The sequence below is a fragment of the Chryseobacterium bernardetii genome (assembly GCF_003815975.1).
Lineage (GTDB): Bacteria > Bacteroidota > Bacteroidia > Flavobacteriales > Weeksellaceae > Chryseobacterium > Chryseobacterium bernardetii.
Window position 1 is genome coordinate 2,679,362 of sequence record NZ_CP033932.1, and the last position, 16,693, is coordinate 2,696,054.

Below are 16,693 nucleotides of genomic sequence, written 5' to 3' on the forward strand. Positions count from 1 at the left end.
AATAAATCATGGTACAAAAAATAATAGAACTGTCCTTGAAAAACAGGTATATCGTGCTGCTTATAGCAGCCGGTTTACTTGTTTGGGGCATTTCAGCAGTTAAGAAAAATCCGATAGATGCAATTCCTGACCTAAGTGAAAACCAAGTAATAGTTTTCACTGAATGGATGGGACGCAGTCCACAGACTATCGAAGACCAAGTAACCTACCCTTTAGTAAGCAACTTACAGGGAATACCCAAAGTAAAGAACGTAAGAGGCACATCAATGTTCGGAATGAGTTTCGTGTATATCATCTTCGATGACGATGTTGATGTTTATTGGGCTCGTACACGAGTCATGGAAAGACTTAATTATGCTCAAAGGCTATTGCCACAGGAGGTTGTACCAACGCTTGGTCCTGATGGGACAGGCGTTGGTCATATATACTGGTATCATTTGGATGCACCGCAGATGGAACTTGGAGAGCAGCGCGCATTGCAGGATTGGTATATCAAGTTAGCACTGCAAACTGTACCAGGTGTTGCAGAAGTAGCCTCCTTTGGAGGATATGAAAAACAATATCAGTTAGTCGTTGACCCCGTAAAGCTCCAGTATTACAATATCTCCCTTATGGATGTAATGAATAAAGTAAAAGCAAACAACAATGATGTTGGTGGTCGCAAATTTGAAATGGCAGATATGGCTTACATTATACGAGGTTTGGGGTATATAAAGAATACTGCTGATATTGAAAAAATTGCAGTAGGCAACTATAATGGCATTCCGGTAAGAGTAAAAGACATCGGAAGCGTACAAATGGGCGGAGATTTGCGGCTGGGTATATTTGACCAAAATGGAGAAGGAGAAGTTGTGGGAGGAATTGTAGTAATGCGCTATGGCGAAAATGCAGACCAAGTGATAAAAGCCGTTAAAGAAAAAATCAAAGATGTTGAAAAAGGTTTACCGGCTGGCGTAACATTAAAAACTTCTTATGACAGAAGTACATTAATCGAAGCAGCTATCGAAAATATCAAACATAAGCTCGCAGAGGAAATTATTGCAGTCGCCTTTATTGTAATTCTTTTCCTGTTCCACTGGCGGAGTGCATTAAGTATCATTATTCAAATTCCAGTTACCGTTGCCATCAGTTTTATCATATTGAACGCTTTTGGGTTATCATCCAATATTATGTCCCTTACCGGAATTGCGCTGGCAATCGGGGTAATTGTAGATAACGGAATTATAATGTCAGAGAACTCTTATAGAAATCTTTCCGTTTGGCAAAATGAGCGTAAACAAAAAACATCCGACCCATCATGAAAATAAAATGGTTTAAAAAGAAAGCCAATAAAAATGTTGGCTACGAAAAAATTCCAGAGGAAGTACGACTTAGTATCATTGAGAAATCATGCAAGCAGGTTTCAAGAGGCGTATTTTTTTCAACGATTATCATTATAACTTCATTTTTACCTGTATTCCTACTCACAGGGCAGGAAGGCAAACTTTTCCATCCGCTTGCTTATACCAAAACGTTTATATTGGTCGTGGATGCTTTATTGGTACTTACGCTTGCGCCGGTGCTGATTTCTTTCTTTATGAAAGGCAAGTTTAAAAGTGAGCATTCAAACCCAATAAACCGGGGCTTGGAAAAGCTGTATGAGCCTGTTATAAAATGGTGTGTAAAATGGCGAAAAACCGTATTGGGTATCAACATCGCTGCACTTATTATAAGTATTCCAATGATATTAAATCTTGGGAGGGAATTTATGCCACCACTCGATGAGGGTTCATTGTTATTTATGCCCGTTACATTACCCGATGTTTCTAATTCAGAAGCCAAACGAATATTGCAGGTTCAGGATAAGATTATTAAATCTGTACCGGAAGTAGCGCACGTTTTAGGTAAAGCTGGCAGGGCGAATACTGCTACAGATAATTCTCCAATCAGTATGATTGAAACTATCATTTTGTTAAAACCACAAAATGAATGGCGGGACGGAATAAAAAAGAATGACATCATTAATGAACTAAATGCGAAACTTCAAATGCCCGGAGTAACAAATGGTTGGACAATGCCCATTATAAACCGCATCAATATGTTATCAACCGGCATCCGTACCGATGTCGGCATAAAAGTTTATGGTCAAAATCTCGATAGCATCTATTCATTATCGCAAAAAATTAAAACGGAGCTTGATGGCGTGGCAGGTATTAAAGATATGTATGTAGAACCAATAACGGGAGGTAAATATGTTGATATTGTTATAAACCGAGATGAAATTGCCCGATACAATATAAGCATAGACGATGTAAACAATTTGGTTGAAAGCGCGTTGGGCGGTATGAAATTGACCACTACCATTGAGGGAAGGCAGCGCTTCTCTGTAAATGCCCGTTACGGACAGGATTTCAGAAATAATATTGAAGCACTTAAACGCCTGCCCGTTCAAACAATGGATTTTGGCTCTATTCCATTAGGAAGTGTTGCAGAAGTTAAGCTATCAGAGGGGGCTCCAATGATTAACTCTGAAAATGCAATGTTAAGAGGTACAGTTCTGTTCAACGTTAGGGAAAGAGACCTTGGCAGCACAGTAGAAGAAGCTAAAGCCAAGCTGAATAATATGATGCTTAAAATGCCTCAGGGATATTTTTTAGAGTGGAGTGGACAATATGAAAACCTTATAAGGGGCGAACAAACACTGAAATGGATTATGCCCATTGTATTAGTTATCATATTTCTGTCTATGTATTTTGCTTTTCATTCTATGAGAGAGGCTTTCTTCAATCTCATCAGTATTCCATTCGCTCTGATTGGAGGAGTATTTATGATTAGTCTATGGGGTGTAAACCTTTCTGTAGCTGTAGCTGTTGGATTTATTGCCCTGTTTGGCCTTGCTGTCGAAACAGGAATTGTTATGGTCATCTACCTCAATGATGCCATGCAACAATTGGTGCTATTAAAAGGAAATAGTCGTGAAACCATTACAAACGAAGACCTTAGAGAATACGTAATACACGGTGCGGCAAAACGCTTACGTCCAAAAATAATGACCGTGTGTGTAACCCTGTTCGGGCTGGTTCCCATATTATGGAGTACCGGCGTAGGCAGTGATATGATGAAACCAATCGTATTGCCGATGGTTGGAGGCGTATTTACTTCAGCAATCCATATTCTGCTGGTTACACCAATTATCTTCCTGATGCAAAAAGAATATGAGCTGAAAAAATTCGGAAAGATTGACGTATTAGATGCAGCACATTAAAATCAAAAAATCAGAAATGAAAAAGATAATTTTTACAGCATTTATAGTATGTCTTTTTACCAATATAAATGCACAGGTTATAAGCCTCCAAAATGTTATAGACAGCATACAAACCAATCATCCCATTGTGAAGATGTACGACAATGAAATTCGTTCTATGGATGAAGCAGCAAAAGGCGCACGAAGCTGGATGCCGCCAACAATTGGTGTTGGACAGTTTATGACACCTTACAACGTGAACCTTTGGAAAAGAGATGGTGAGATGAAAGGAATGGGTTCGGCTATGCTGTCGATAGAACAGATGATACCCAATAAGAAAAAGTTGGATGCTGAAGAAGCATATATGAACGCAATGTCATCCGTAGAAAAAGAAAATAAAGGAGCGGGCATAAATGAAATTATACAGGATGCCAAACTCTTATACTCCGAATGGATTGTGTTACTGAAACGACTGGATGTAGTTGCCGAAAACGAAAAGATGCTCAACTTCATGATTAAGAATGCAGAAATACGGTATAAGAACGGAGTAGGTAAAATAGGTGCATATTATAAAGCTAAAGCAGCGCTCGGAAGCACCCATAATATGCAGATTATGTATGAAAATGATATCAAGGAAAAACGCATCAGATTAAATACCCTTATGGGGCGAAACCCTATGGCTCCTTTTGAAATTGATACAATATTTTCATTCAACGATTATTCGGATATGGTATTTGATACTGCACTGTTCAACAAAAACCGGAGTGACCTGAAATCATTAGACCAGCAGATACGGTTAACAACTCTGAAACAGGAAACAGAGCGACAAAGCCTGAAACCTGAATTTGGTGTTCGATTTGAAAATATGTATGGCTTTGGAGGACAGCCCATGCAATACACAGCAATGGCAATGGTAAAACTGCCTTTTGTCAATTGGGCTTCAAAGATGAGCAAAGCTAATATTGCAAGTTTGAAGTGGAAAGCAGATGCCCTTAGTTCTCAAAAAAACATGATGATAAATGAATACAGTGGTATGGCATATGGCATGAGAAATGAGTTCGACCTCAAAAAAAATCAGCTTAGTCTTTATAGGGATGACATCATTCCGGCTTTGAAAAATAATTTCAAAACAATGCAGCTCGGTTACGAGCAAAATACCGAGGAATTATTTATGCTGTATGATGCATGGGAAAAACTGAACATGACACAACTGGAATACCTCGATATTTTATCAAAAGCATTTGAGATGCAAATAACAATAGACCGTTTAATTGAAAGAAAATGAAATATATAATTTGTTTTTTGATGATTATTCTTGTACTGTATAGTTGTAACAACAATACAGACAAGACCAGTCATCCCGACAACAGTCACACTGCTAAAAATAGCCCGACATATACCTGCCCCATGCACCCCGAAGTTACCAGCAACAAGCCCGGTAAATGCCCCAAGTGCGGAATGGAATTGGTGCAAAAAACAGTAAATACAAATGAAACGGAAAGTATTGAGTTGAATACACTGCTTAAGCCGACTAATGAATTTGTTATATCAGACATTCCTACTATTAGGATGCAGTCAGAGCATAAAGACATAACCGTACAGGCTCTTGGAAATATTGCTTATGATACCCGACAAACGGGAAATATATCCGCCAGAATATCCGGCAGGATTGAAAAGCTTTATATACGTTATAAATTCCAAAAAATAGCAAAGGGGCAGAAAGTGATGGATATTTATAGCCCCGAACTGATGGAAGCGCAAGTGAATTTATTGTTTCTATTAAAAAATGATGCTACGAACAATATGATGATAAATGCGGCTAAGCAAAAATTGCTATTACTTGGAATGAGCGAAAACCAATTGCAGAGTATCATCCAAAAAGGAAAGCCTGATTTATCCGTATCTGTTTACAGTAACTATGCCGGACATATTCACGAAACCGGCACAGCCGGGTCAATGGGCAGTAGTACATCACCCTCAAATTCGATGGGAGAAATATCTGAAACATCTTCTGAACTTAGCCTGAAAGAAGGTATGTATGTTCAAAAAGGACAAACTATTTTTAATGTATTTAACCCGGGAAAATCGTGGGTGTTGTTAAATATTTTCCCCGAGGATGTACCGCTTGTAAAGACAGGTCAAACAGTAAGTATTATACCGGAAGTAGCTCCGGAGAAGAAATTTATAGGAACTATTGGGTTTATAGAACCATTTTTCAGACCCGGAAGTAAAACGTTATCCGTGCGTGTCTATTTTGATAATAACCGTATGCAGTTACCAATCGGAAGTCAGGTTAAATCTGAAATATCAACGGCTGGAATTTCCGGCAATTGGATACCTAAAGAAGCTGTCATTTCCCTTGGATTAACCAAAGTCATTTTGAAAAAAGTAGATAGAGGGTTTATCGTGAATAAAATTGAAACAGGTAATGAAGCGAACGGATATATAGAAGTATTGCAGGGGCTGTTACCCGTGGAAGAGATTGCAGGAAACGCACAGTACCTTATGGATAGTGAAAGTTTTGTAAGAACAAAAAATAATTAGAATATGAAATATTATTTAGTCATAACAATTGCCCTCCTTATGTCGGTTTTGTTGTCTTGTAAAGACAATAAACATGACCATGCAGGTAATAATGATGGTAGTTACTATACCTGTTCCATGCACCCACAGGTTGTATCAGACAAACCCGGTCACTGTCCTATATGTCACATGGAGCTTGTTCGGGTTGAGAAAAGCAAACAAGCAGACCCCAATACCATTCAACTGAATAGCGAACAGATTAAGTTGGGCAACATAAAAACAGACACCTTAAAAGATGGTCTTTTGGGGGATAGAGTAATACTTACAGGTGTATTAAATTTCAATCAGTACAATATGCAATCCGTAAGCTCCAGAGTTATGGGACGGGTAGAAAAACTGCATTATAAAAACGTTGGTGACTTTGTAACCAAAGGTTCCCCGTTAATGGAAATATATAGTGAAGAACTGAACAATGCAAAACAGGAATATTTACTGGCACTGGAAAAGAAGAAAACTTTTGGAAATATTAATTCAATAGATTTTGACCAGCTTATACAAAGTTCAAAGAACAAATTGTTATTGTGGGGTATGACGGATAATCAGGTTAGGGCTTTACAAAGTGCTGGCAAAATTTCGGCAACAACTACATTTTATAGTACGGCTTCGGGTTACATCACAAGTTTGCAGGTTGTAGAGGGCGGTTATGTGGCAGAAGGCGGCACGATAGTAGACTTGGCTGACCTATCTACAATTTGGGCAGAAGCACAGGCTTATTCCTCCCAAATGTCACTTATCAACCAAACAAAAACAGCAACAGTACAAATTCCTGACCTGAATAACAAAGTTATTACTGGCAAAATAGACTTTAGCAACCCCGAGCTTAATCCGTCTTCAAGAATTAATTTGATACGAATTACAGTACCTAATCCAAATAAAGATTTGAAGCCCGGAATGCCTGTATATGTTTTTCTTGAAACGCCGAAGACTAAAGGCATAACCATGCCGGTAGATGCTGTAATAAGAAATGGTAAAAGTGAAACCGTATGGGTACAAACAGGAGAAAAGACATTTAAAAGTAGAATGGTAAAAACGGGAACGGAAATAGATAACAGAATAGAAATCGTTTCAGGATTAGTAGATGGAGATATTGTAGTTGTTTCAGGTGCTTATCTTTTAAACAGCGAATACATTTTTAGGAATGGAGCAGACCCGATGGCAGGACACGACATGAGCAGTATGTAAAACTAATTCAAATGAATAATAAATTAAGAAAACTAAAACCGTTCAATATAGCTGTTGGGATATTGATAATTATTTCAATCTGTATCCAGTTTATCCAGCCGTTACGTAACCAATCAGATGTAGTGCCAGCCACCCATATTGAAAGGGTGTACACCGTACCCCAAAATGTAAAGACTATCCTTGCCCAGTCCTGCTACGACTGCCATAGCAACAATACCCGCTATCCGTGGTACAGTCGTATCCAGCCCGGAGCATGGTACATGGCAGAGCATATAAAAAAGGGGAAAGAGGAACTCAACTTTAGCGAATTTGGCGAATATTCTGCCCGCAGGCAGCGTAACAAGTTCAGGGCTATGGCGGGGCAGGTCAAGGACGGGGAAATGCCTTTGTCGTCATACACACTCATCCATCGCAATGCAGTATTATCACCGGAGGATAAGCAGGTTTTGATGGCGTGGTTTGGCACAATGGAAGACAGCATTAAATAAAATTTTTCAACGAATGAACAGATATAAAAAAATACCCATAAGAATACTGCAAACAGTGCTGATACTGCTTTGCACCCAAACGTTGTTTGCACAGAAAGTAGTGCATTACGACCTGTATGTAAAAGATACCCTTGTCAACTATGCAGGTAAGCAAAAGCGGGCGATTGCCGTAAACGGGCAAATCCCCATGCCCACCCTTACCTTTACCGAGGGCGACACTGCCGAAATAGTGGTGCACAACCAATTGAAAGAAAGCACATCACTTCACTGGCATGGTGTGTTCCTGCCCAATAAAGAAGACGGTGTGCCCTGGCTTACACAAAAACCCATCGCACCGGGCACAACCTACACCTACCGTTTTCCGATTATCCAGCATGGTACGCACTGGTACCATTCCCACTCAGGATTGCAGGAGCAGATTGGAATGTATGGCAGCTTTGTAATGAAAAAGCGCGATAACGATAGAACATTTAGAAAAGGAATTGATGATTTACCAACCGTACCCATCATTTTAAGCGAATGGACAAACCTTAACCCTGATAACATTAACAGAATGTTGCATAATGCGAATGATTGGGCAGCCATCAAAAAAAATGCTACCCAATCTTATGCAGAAGCCATCAAGGAAGGTTACTTTAAAACAAAGATTAAAAACGAATGGAAACGAATGTTGGCGATGGATGTAAGCGATGTATATTATGACAAAATATTAATCAACGGCAATCATACCACAGATTTAAAATCAGTTGATGGCAAAACACTAAAAGCGGGAGATAAAGTAAGATTAAGAGTGTCAAACGGTGGAGCTTCATCCTATTTTTGGTTACGATATGCAGGCGGTAAAATTACTGTAGTAGCCAATGATGGTAATGATGTAGAACCTGTAGAAGTTGATAGGTTAATCATTGCAGTTTCCGAAACTTACGATATTGTAGTAACCATTCCTGAAGATGGTGTTTCTTACGAATTTTTAGCAACTACCGAAGACAGAACACAATCTGCAAGTTATTTTGTAGGTAATGGTATCAAGCAACTTATTTCTCCACTTCCAAAATTGAAATATTTTGAAGGAATGAAAATGATGAACGATATGATGAAAATGAATGGTGATTTAGATGATATGGGAATGAAAATGAGCCTGAACCAAATGGACATGAATGTGGTAATGTATCCTGAAATTACTGGAGATGCTAAGCAAAAGCAAGACCACAGTCAGCACAATATGAATATGGATAATGACCCCAATCGTTACAATGCAAATGCTTTAGGCGATATCAAAACATTGAATTATGCTATGTTACAATCCCCATACAATACCACACTTCCTAAAGACGCACCTGTAAAAGAATTAAAGTTTACCCTTACCGGAAATATGAACCGCTACGTGTGGAGTATGGATAATAAAATACTTTCTGAAACCGATAAAATACCTGTAAAGAAAGGGGAAATTTTGCGCATTACCATTTACAATAACTCAATGATGCGCCATCCAATGCATTTGCACGGCTTTGATTTCAGAGTAATCAATGGTAAAGGAGAAAAATCACCATTGAAGAATGTGTTGGATATAATGCCAATGGAAACCGATACCATTGAGTTTTTAGCGAACGAGGAAGGAGATTGGTTTTTTCATTGTCATATCCTCTATCATATGATGTCTGGTATGAACAGGGTTTTTGCAGTTGATGACTACCAAAATCCATATTTACCCAATAAAAAGCAAGCCTACAATAAATTGCAAAGAGAGAGCAATATGTCGCACTTTATGGCACAGAACGATTTTGCAACCAATGGTAACGATGGGGATGCAATGTTTCAAAATGCGAGATGGAGTTTGGGTACAGAGTGGCGTTTAGGCTACAACGATATGCACGGCTACGAAGTAGAAACTCATTTGGGAAGATACATCGGAAAGATGCAATGGTTTATGCCCTTCATCGGTTTTGATTGGCGTTACCGAAAAATGGGAATAGATGAACACGAAACCAATTTATTCGGACAGAGAAATGAAAAAGATACACGTAGGGCAATTAGCTTAGGTTTTATGTACACATTGCCAATGTTAGTAAATTTCCAGGCAGAAGTATATCATGATGGTATTGTACGCCTTTCTTTAATGCGAGAAGATATTCCTATTACAAAACGATTGAGAGCAGGGTTTATGGTCAACACCGATATGGAATATATGACTGAACTCAGATATATCATTAATAAAAATGTGGGTATACGTACCCATTATGATAGTGATATGGGATTTGGTGTTGGCTTATCTCTTAATTATTAAAATTATAAATTCAACAACCCTATCAGAGGTTTAAAGAAGTATACACGATTCATCTTGATTCTTTTCAAACAAATACAGATATGTATTCATATCTGTATTTGTTTATTAACTATATTTTACGAAAAGAAGCAACCTATCTGCCTTTAAAACAAAAAGTCCTTAAAAGGAGATGAAATCTGATTTTAAGGATTGCATATCTTGATAATTTTATAGTAATCTGTAATGAATTCACGATTATCAACTATTGATTTGGAGTGTTGTACTACTAAGAGAGGTAAAATATCCATTTCTCGTTTTATACACTACAGAATATCCTCGTTAAGTTTTAAAAATAAATCTTTTGAGTTAACTGTTATTCCTGACATTTGAGCATATTTCAATTCCTGTTCAATCAAATTAATATTCTTTGATTGTGCAAAGTTGATAAATACAGATACAATATTTTGATTTTCCTTTAATATTGCTGTGACTTCTTCTTCAAGATGCTTAAAATAATTCTTTTTAAAATCGGACATTTCGCTCATAGTAAATCAGATATTTTAATTATTTTTTCTCTTGTTAAGATATCAAAATACCTATTTTCCTTTTTATTTTTCTAATCATATATAAAACCATTAAAATCAAAAGGGAAAGGGAAGTTTTTACACAGCATCGTTAGATAATTGAAATAAGGTTGTTATATACTTGGATGTAGTCGCCAAATATTATTATACTCTATCCAGTTTAATTCTATAAAAATGATTGAGTTGATTTTTATTAAAATATAATATTTTACTTCCAAATATATAGGTCACTCAATTTACTTTAGATTAAAATTTTGAATATTTACCATAATGTATAAAGCATATTTAGATTAGATTTTTCAATTTAAGGAATATTTAATCTTCCCAAATAATACTTAGTGCACAATTTTCATACACTATACAATGTTCATAGAAAATTCTTCTGGAGTCTTCGGATTTTACATTTTCAAAGCAATCAATAGCAAAAATTTCTTCTGGATTTTCAATTGAAGTTTTTACATTTTTAAAATAATCAGCCATAGCTAAACCTTCAGGAACTTTTTTATCATTAAGTAAGTTCCAGAAAGGGAAGCCCTGACTGTTTTTTTGCCATTTCACAAATCCATTCTCAGCATAAACTATTTTGATAGGATGATTTCCTATTTCTGCAAATCTGAGTGCACATGAAGTTTTACTCACATTATATTCCTTGCTTAACTCATCAATCACTTTAAAACTAAATTTTTTTCTCTTCCATAAATTTCGTTGAAAAGATTCTTCTGGCATTAAGAGACAAGCCGCAAAATAATCTGCTTCTCTTTCAATTTTATCGAATTGAACCCTGTCAATTTTCGAGGGATGAGGTTCTAAAATTCCCAGTTTGAGTCCAACGCGATGTGTGTCTATAAAATAGTGCCCAAGTTCGTGGGCTAGTGTAAATCTAGAACGCGGAGAATTAAACCTATTATGATTATCTATATTAATATGAATATAAAATTCATTATCATCATAAACAGTCATTCCATCAAAAGTCCCTTTGTCATAATGATCATAAAATACCTCAATGTCCTCAGATTCTGCAATAAGATGTAATGGAATTATTTTTTCAGTATTGAAATTTCCACTAATGGATCCAGCAAGCTTTTTAATTTTTGATAAGGAACTGCTATCAATCACCTTTCTTCTTTTTCTGATTCTGTTTCATTTTGTCAAAGACGCTTTGAGAAATATTGCTTTGCCCTTTTCTGGCGACCATTTTCAAACTTTCTATTTCATGACTTAAGTTTGTGTCAATTGATATAATTTTTGATTCTTTTTCAACGCAAAAAGAACCATCAATAATTGATTTGACATTAATACCTGTGTTTTTCAACTTAAAATCATAATCTTCATAAAGTTTATTAAACCTCTCTATCTGAGTTTTATTCTGAGGAAATAAAAAACCTGTTGAATGTAACCAATCATCAAGGTTAGTCTCTGTAACCTTTCCTATATATTTTTTATCTATTCCCATTGAAAGCTTTTAGATAGTTATTAATGTGATCATTAGCTTCTTTTTTATAAACCTGAATTGAATTTTGAACTAAATTCAATCTGTCTCTCAATTTTTTACCCACTGACCTTGGTATATTTTTTTTTCCGGTATTTTCGTAAGCTTTATATGTAAGATACACAATCTTATGTTTTTCAGATAGACCAAGCATAGCTCTCTCAATGATTTCTAATCTAATTTTCAGCTCTCTTTTCTTTTGTATATCATCGTCTCCTACTGTTAACGAAATTAGATCATCAATATTCTCTACAATTGATAAATCGTCTTCATCAGGTTCCGCACAGGTATTTAAATCTCCATATTTTACCAATTGAGTATATACTATTGGATAAAGCCATAACAAAATCGACCGATCAATATCATCCGGATACTTGGCTTTACTTTTATTAAAAGAGTGATATTTCCAAACGCGGGCAAAAGCACAAGTTGCTATTTCAAGTGCAACAACCTCACTGTAATTAAATTTATTACAATATATTTCTGCTTTTTGCAAAATATCTCTTTCAAACCTACTACAAAACTCGGTAAACGCTGCAGCAGCTTCTTCAGGATATTCTTCTTTAAAAGAAATATAATCTATAAGCTCATCACTGGGTAATGTCTCAAAAACTATTTCATCGGTTTTTTTTTGTTCTACATTCATCTATATACCAAAATGCATTACTAATGGAATTAGTATATGAGTGGATAGGCTCATATACTTCAAAGTTAAAAAAATCTTTCTAATGGAATTAGTATATGATTGAAGTTTGTTCAATGGTCAATTCCTTTATGGCCTAGAATGTTAAAGGAAAAAATGCTTACTAATTATGGCAACTAACAAACCGACTGGAGACGGTCACAGAAATGGAGCAGTTAAAGGGCGTTCACAAACCTACAATCCACAAACAGATTCTTGGGTGAAACGCGATACTGCTACAGGTAGATTTATGGATGTAAAAACTTCTAGTAACACTCCCTTCAAAGGAGTTACCAAGGAAAAGTAACTCCATTTAAACTCCAGGTATCCTAAAAATGATACTTGGAGTTTACCAATTTTTAATATCATTATATAAATGAGAAAGAGCTAGTAGTTTTTTGAGGTTCTTTAAAAGATTATAATATGCTTACGGATTTCCGTAATATATTTTTGAAAAATAAAATTACATTTGGCTCTATTTATATTAAAATCAGACTTTTATGACAGTTTGTCATTACTGCTATTGTAGGAGAAAAGTTTGATGTAATAAATTTAATAAACAAAAAAAATGAAATTATCAGACAAAGATTTACAGTTTTTTATTAGTAAAATCAAACTGCAGCCTGAAAACATGGGCAAGTATAGAGATCAGGTAAACAACCTGAAAGAAAAATTAGACAAAAAAATTGCTGAAGATGACAGACATGGATTAAAGGTTGAGAAATATCTTCTCGCTGGTTCGTGGAAAAAACATACGATTTTGAAACCTACGGGAGACCATCCCATAGATATTGATCTTGTACTTTTTGTTACTGGTGATGAAGATATTCATAATGACATTGGGAAGCTTTTTGATTTTATTGTAGAATATTTGGAAGAAATTTATCCACAAAAAGACATTTCTAAAGATGTGGATGCTGCTGGAAACACAAAGTCGGTAACCATTTATTTTTCAGGTTCCGGACTAAGCGTTGATATTGTTCCTGTAGTCCCATTAAGCACACCAAAGGATTATGTATGGCAACCCAGCAGACATGGAAATGGTAAAAAGTATATTACCAGTATTTCCAAGCAGTTAAGTTTTTCACTTAACAGAAGACAAGAAAATTCTGCTTACACTTCAATTGTAAGAGCTATAAAATGGTGGAGAAATTACAAAGAATTAAAACCTTCTGATAATGAACCAGGATTATCTTCTTTTACGATTGAATTGATTGTTGCCTATCTTGACATAAATAAAGGAATCCAAACAAATATCGAAGAAGGAATCATTCGTTTTTTTGAATTTGTAAGTTCTACTGAATTTCCAGAAATTATTTTTCAAGATTCCATTCGTAGTGTTCCGACACAGTACGATTCAGCAATCTATGTTGCTGACAATACTAATAAAGAAAATAATGTTGCAAAGAGAATGACCAAACCAAGATGGGCCGAAATTATTGAAGAGGCTGAAGAGGCATTTGATACTTTGAACTTTGCTCAAGCAAGAAATAATGAAGGAGATACTATACAAGAATGGAAAAGTGTTTTCGGTCCAACCTTTAACATTAAATAAATTAAACTATGTACGGAACAAATACAAAAACAAATACTTATACGGTCCTTGATATAAGAAAAACATTTGAAAGCTGTGAGGCAGATATCAGAACAATTGCCAGACGCACTAATAAGTGGACAATGGAATACGTAGATAAGGTTTTCCATGATGTGCTCAAATATGCAGAAAAATATTATTTACAATCAGTAAGCATAACCTTGATCAATACCAATACGGGTTTGCCAGTGAAAGCAGCTAAATTTATTGTAAATGATTTAGGTGATGCAACCGACAGCGAACGCGCTGGGAAAAATAATGATTGGCCAGATACTGATAACACTTCACTATCAATTATATTATCTCATACTCAGAAATGGAGGAACCTAACTTCTGAAGAGAAAACAAATTTTCAAAAGGAATTAAAACTCAGTTGGGGTAGTACAGATATTAATACTAATTTTCCGCATCTGCAACAGTCAGATGCACAGTTGTATGCAAGTAATGGATATGAATTACAAAAAAAGAATTTTAAATAAATATGAGTACAATTTTTGATAATATAACAGAACTTCCTAGTAGAGAAATTGCCGAAAGAGCTAAACACTTAATTGGTTTTGAAAACAAATATAATAGGATACTTTCGAACTTAAAGCTCTTGCTGGATCAAGAAGGTCTTGTTGAGTGGAGCAAAAAATTTCATAAAACAGAACTTCCAGTAATTTCACAACTGAAAGAAAAATATCCATTAATTATATTGGCAGGTGACGCAGGAACAGGCAAAACTGTTTCTGCCGAGGCCATTGCGGACAGAATGCTTAGGGAATTAAAAAAGGAAGGTTTTTTTCTAAAACTGAGTACAAGAGTTAGAGGAGAAGGTCTTCATGGTCAAATGGGGAATTTAGTAAATGATGCATTTGCTGAACTAAAAACTCAAGCAGGTAAGAAACGAATAGCATTTTTACTAATTGACGAAGCTGATGCAATTGCTTCGACAAGATCTACCATGCAGATGCATCAGGAAGAAAAAGCAGCTGTAAATACATTAATTCAAAAAATTGATGAAATTCGTGAACTAAATGGGCGAGCAATATTGTTTATGTCGACAAACAGATTGCATTTTCTTGATGAAGCTATTGTGAGAAGGGCGGCAATTATTTTAGAATTTGAGCGTCCCACCTTTGAGGAAAGAGTGCTTCTTTTTAAAACCTCTCTCGCTGGTGTTGAAATTACAGATAAGCAGTTAGAGGAATTGGCTAACCTGTCAGGAGAGGAATCGAACAATGGACTTTCTTTTTCTTTTTCAGATATAAGATTAAGAATATTGCCAGAAGCTGTTGCAAAATGTTTCCCGGATAAAGCTTTAGATTTTGAAACTGTCGCCGAGACAATTAAAAAACTTAATCCAAGCCCTAAAATTGTATGAAAAAAGGACCTATCTTTCTACAAATAATTCTGTCTGTTATTCTAATCGTTGGAGGATACATCGAAAAAGGAAACTGGACAGAATCTAAATATTCCACTACGGGATATATCACATTACTTACCTTCATTGTAACTTTTGTATATGAAAACTACAATAGACTTGGGTTTTATTTCCAGTCAAAGGTTTTGTTAAAAAATACTGATGTTCGTGTTTCTATTTCATATCTGTATAGAATAAAAGTTGAAAATGAATACTTGCTTGTTAAAAGCAGAACAAGAAAATATTTTCAGCCTGTGGGTGGTTGTTATAAAACATTACCTGGCTGTGAAAGAAAATTCGAAGAATTAGATGTTAGACCTGATAGAAAATTTGAAACTGAAAAGGGAATTGCAAAAAATGATCTGCGTGTTCATGTAAAAGGTAAAAATCTAATTGAATTTCTTAAATGGTTTGATTCAAAGGAGGATCGTGAGATTTCGCCTTGGAGAGAATTTTGTGAAGAATTAATTGCAACAGAAATTTTAACCTGGCGGCCTTTTAGATACATCGACTATAGATTTAAGAAAAAAATTCAATCACCTATAATTGATTTGGATATGGGAGGTAAAGGTCTTTTTATTTATGAAGTTTTTGATTTAGTAATTAATGATGAGCAAATGCCATTACTTAAAGATTTAAAGAATAAAACATCTGAAAATTACATCTGGGTTACGGATGAAGTTATTCAAACATTAGGTCATGAGACCGGTTCGAAATCTTTTCCACATGAAATTGGACCACATACAAAGTATGCACAAAACTTAAAATGGAGTAAATAAAACATCAATTGTTGATTTTTATGACATAGTACGTTATCATTAGGAGATAATTTGCATTGAATTTACTTTATTAAAATTTTACAATTTATCAAATATAAACCAGATTAGCACAAAAGTAATTTCGTAGTTTTTTAATGTCGTTTATTCAAATATATAATTGACAATTTTGTTATCATGATTATTATTTTAAGAGTGAAAAATATGGAGAGGAATTTTTTGTCTTTGAAAGTCTGTGTTTTAGTAAAAATTAGTGATCAAAAATGGTCTTTTATTTGGAAAAACTAAAAAAAGACATATATTTGCACCAGTAAAAACAAACAATCTTAAACTTATTTAAAAAAGTGACCTATTCGGTGACCTAAAAATAAGAGAACGATATAAAGCTTATGGATAGGGAGTTTTTCAAATAAGAACAAGTCCC

16 protein-coding genes are annotated in these 16,693 nt (G+C 35.4%); 12 read left to right on the plus strand and 4 right to left on the minus strand.

What is annotated here, in order from left to right; all coding sequences use genetic code 11:
- The first annotated feature begins 8 nt into the window (after nt 1-8).
- The 7 genes from EG339_RS24640 to EG339_RS12375 are packed head-to-tail and all read left to right on the plus strand — an operon-like array spanning nt 9 to nt 9,760.
- Nucleotides 9-1,301: an efflux RND transporter permease subunit gene (locus EG339_RS24640; protein WP_002981091.1), complete on the plus strand. Its 1,293-nt coding sequence runs from the start codon at nt 9-11 to the stop codon at nt 1,299-1,301.
- Nucleotides 1,298-3,244, plus strand: a complete 1,947-nt coding sequence (locus EG339_RS24645) for an efflux RND transporter permease subunit (protein ID WP_027374966.1) — start codon at nt 1,298-1,300, stop codon at nt 3,242-3,244. Before EG339_RS24640 ends, EG339_RS24645 begins: the two co-directional genes overlap by 4 nt.
- Nucleotides 3,245-3,260: 16 nt before the next feature.
- Nucleotides 3,261-4,508, plus strand: coding sequence for a TolC family protein (locus EG339_RS12355; protein ID WP_108721186.1), 1,248 nt, complete (start codon nt 3,261-3,263; stop codon nt 4,506-4,508).
- Nucleotides 4,505-5,767: an efflux RND transporter periplasmic adaptor subunit gene (locus EG339_RS12360; RefSeq protein ID WP_105603046.1), complete on the plus strand. Its 1,263-nt coding sequence runs from the start codon at nt 4,505-4,507 to the stop codon at nt 5,765-5,767. Before EG339_RS12355 ends, EG339_RS12360 begins: the two co-directional genes overlap by 4 nt.
- Nucleotides 5,768-5,770: 3 nt before the next feature.
- Entirely contained in the window at nt 5,771-6,988 is a 1,218-nt protein-coding gene (locus EG339_RS12365) for an efflux RND transporter periplasmic adaptor subunit (RefSeq protein ID WP_002981087.1), read from the plus strand.
- Nucleotides 6,989-6,999: 11 nt separating this feature from the next.
- On the plus strand, nt 7,000-7,476 hold the full coding sequence (locus EG339_RS12370; RefSeq protein ID WP_002981086.1) for a heme-binding domain-containing protein: 477 nt from the start codon (nt 7,000-7,002) through the stop codon (nt 7,474-7,476).
- 13 nt (nt 7,477-7,489) lie between these two features.
- Nucleotides 7,490-9,760, plus strand: a complete 2,271-nt coding sequence (locus EG339_RS12375; protein WP_027374967.1) for a multicopper oxidase family protein — start codon at nt 7,490-7,492, stop codon at nt 9,758-9,760.
- Between the two features lie 302 nt (nt 9,761-10,062).
- Here EG339_RS12375 and EG339_RS12380 read toward each other — a convergent pair whose 3' ends face one another.
- The 4 genes from EG339_RS12380 to EG339_RS12395 all read right to left on the minus strand — a co-directional run bounded on the left by EG339_RS12380 (nt 10,063) and on the right by EG339_RS12395 (nt 12,458).
- Entirely contained in the window at nt 10,063-10,284 is a 222-nt protein-coding gene (locus tag EG339_RS12380) for a hypothetical protein (protein ID WP_027374968.1), read from the minus strand.
- A 354-nt stretch (nt 10,285-10,638) separates the two neighbouring features.
- On the minus strand, nt 10,639-11,439 hold the full coding sequence (locus EG339_RS12385; RefSeq protein WP_002981083.1) for an ImmA/IrrE family metallo-endopeptidase: 801 nt from the start codon (nt 11,437-11,439) through the stop codon (nt 10,639-10,641).
- Nucleotides 11,432-11,776, minus strand: coding sequence for a hypothetical protein (locus EG339_RS12390; protein ID WP_002981082.1), 345 nt, complete (start codon nt 11,774-11,776; stop codon nt 11,432-11,434). The genes EG339_RS12385 and EG339_RS12390 overlap by 8 nt, the downstream gene beginning before the upstream one ends.
- Nucleotides 11,763-12,458 carry a hypothetical protein gene (locus tag EG339_RS12395; protein WP_002981081.1) on the minus strand — a complete coding sequence of 232 codons (696 nt, stop codon included), beginning with the start codon at nt 12,456-12,458 and terminating at the stop codon, nt 11,763-11,765. The genes EG339_RS12390 and EG339_RS12395 overlap by 14 nt, the downstream gene beginning before the upstream one ends.
- Nucleotides 12,459-12,624: 166 nt before the next feature.
- Here EG339_RS12395 and EG339_RS24270 point away from each other — a divergent pair, with 166 nt between their 5' ends.
- The 5 genes from EG339_RS24270 to EG339_RS12415 all read left to right on the plus strand — a co-directional run bounded on the left by EG339_RS24270 (nt 12,625) and on the right by EG339_RS12415 (nt 16,272).
- Entirely contained in the window at nt 12,625-12,801 is a 177-nt protein-coding gene (locus EG339_RS24270) for a hypothetical protein (protein WP_002981080.1), read from the plus strand.
- A gap of 261 nt (nt 12,802-13,062) precedes the next feature.
- Nucleotides 13,063-14,049, plus strand: coding sequence for a CBASS oligonucleotide cyclase (locus EG339_RS12400; protein ID WP_002981079.1), 987 nt, complete (start codon nt 13,063-13,065; stop codon nt 14,047-14,049).
- A gap of 8 nt (nt 14,050-14,057) precedes the next feature.
- A complete protein-coding gene (locus EG339_RS12405; protein ID WP_002981078.1) occupies nt 14,058-14,567 on the plus strand; it encodes an HORMA-1 domain-containing protein in 510 nt (169 codons plus the stop codon).
- A 2-nt stretch (nt 14,568-14,569) separates the two neighbouring features.
- The gene (locus EG339_RS12410; RefSeq protein ID WP_002981077.1) at nt 14,570-15,454 is read left to right on the plus strand and encodes an AAA family ATPase; all 885 of its coding nucleotides are present in this window, start codon (nt 14,570-14,572) and stop codon (nt 15,452-15,454) included.
- On the plus strand, nt 15,451-16,272 hold the full coding sequence (locus tag EG339_RS12415; protein ID WP_002981076.1) for an SMODS-associated NUDIX domain-containing protein: 822 nt from the start codon (nt 15,451-15,453) through the stop codon (nt 16,270-16,272). The genes EG339_RS12410 and EG339_RS12415 overlap by 4 nt, the downstream gene beginning before the upstream one ends.
- Nucleotides 16,273-16,693 lie beyond the last annotated feature (421 nt).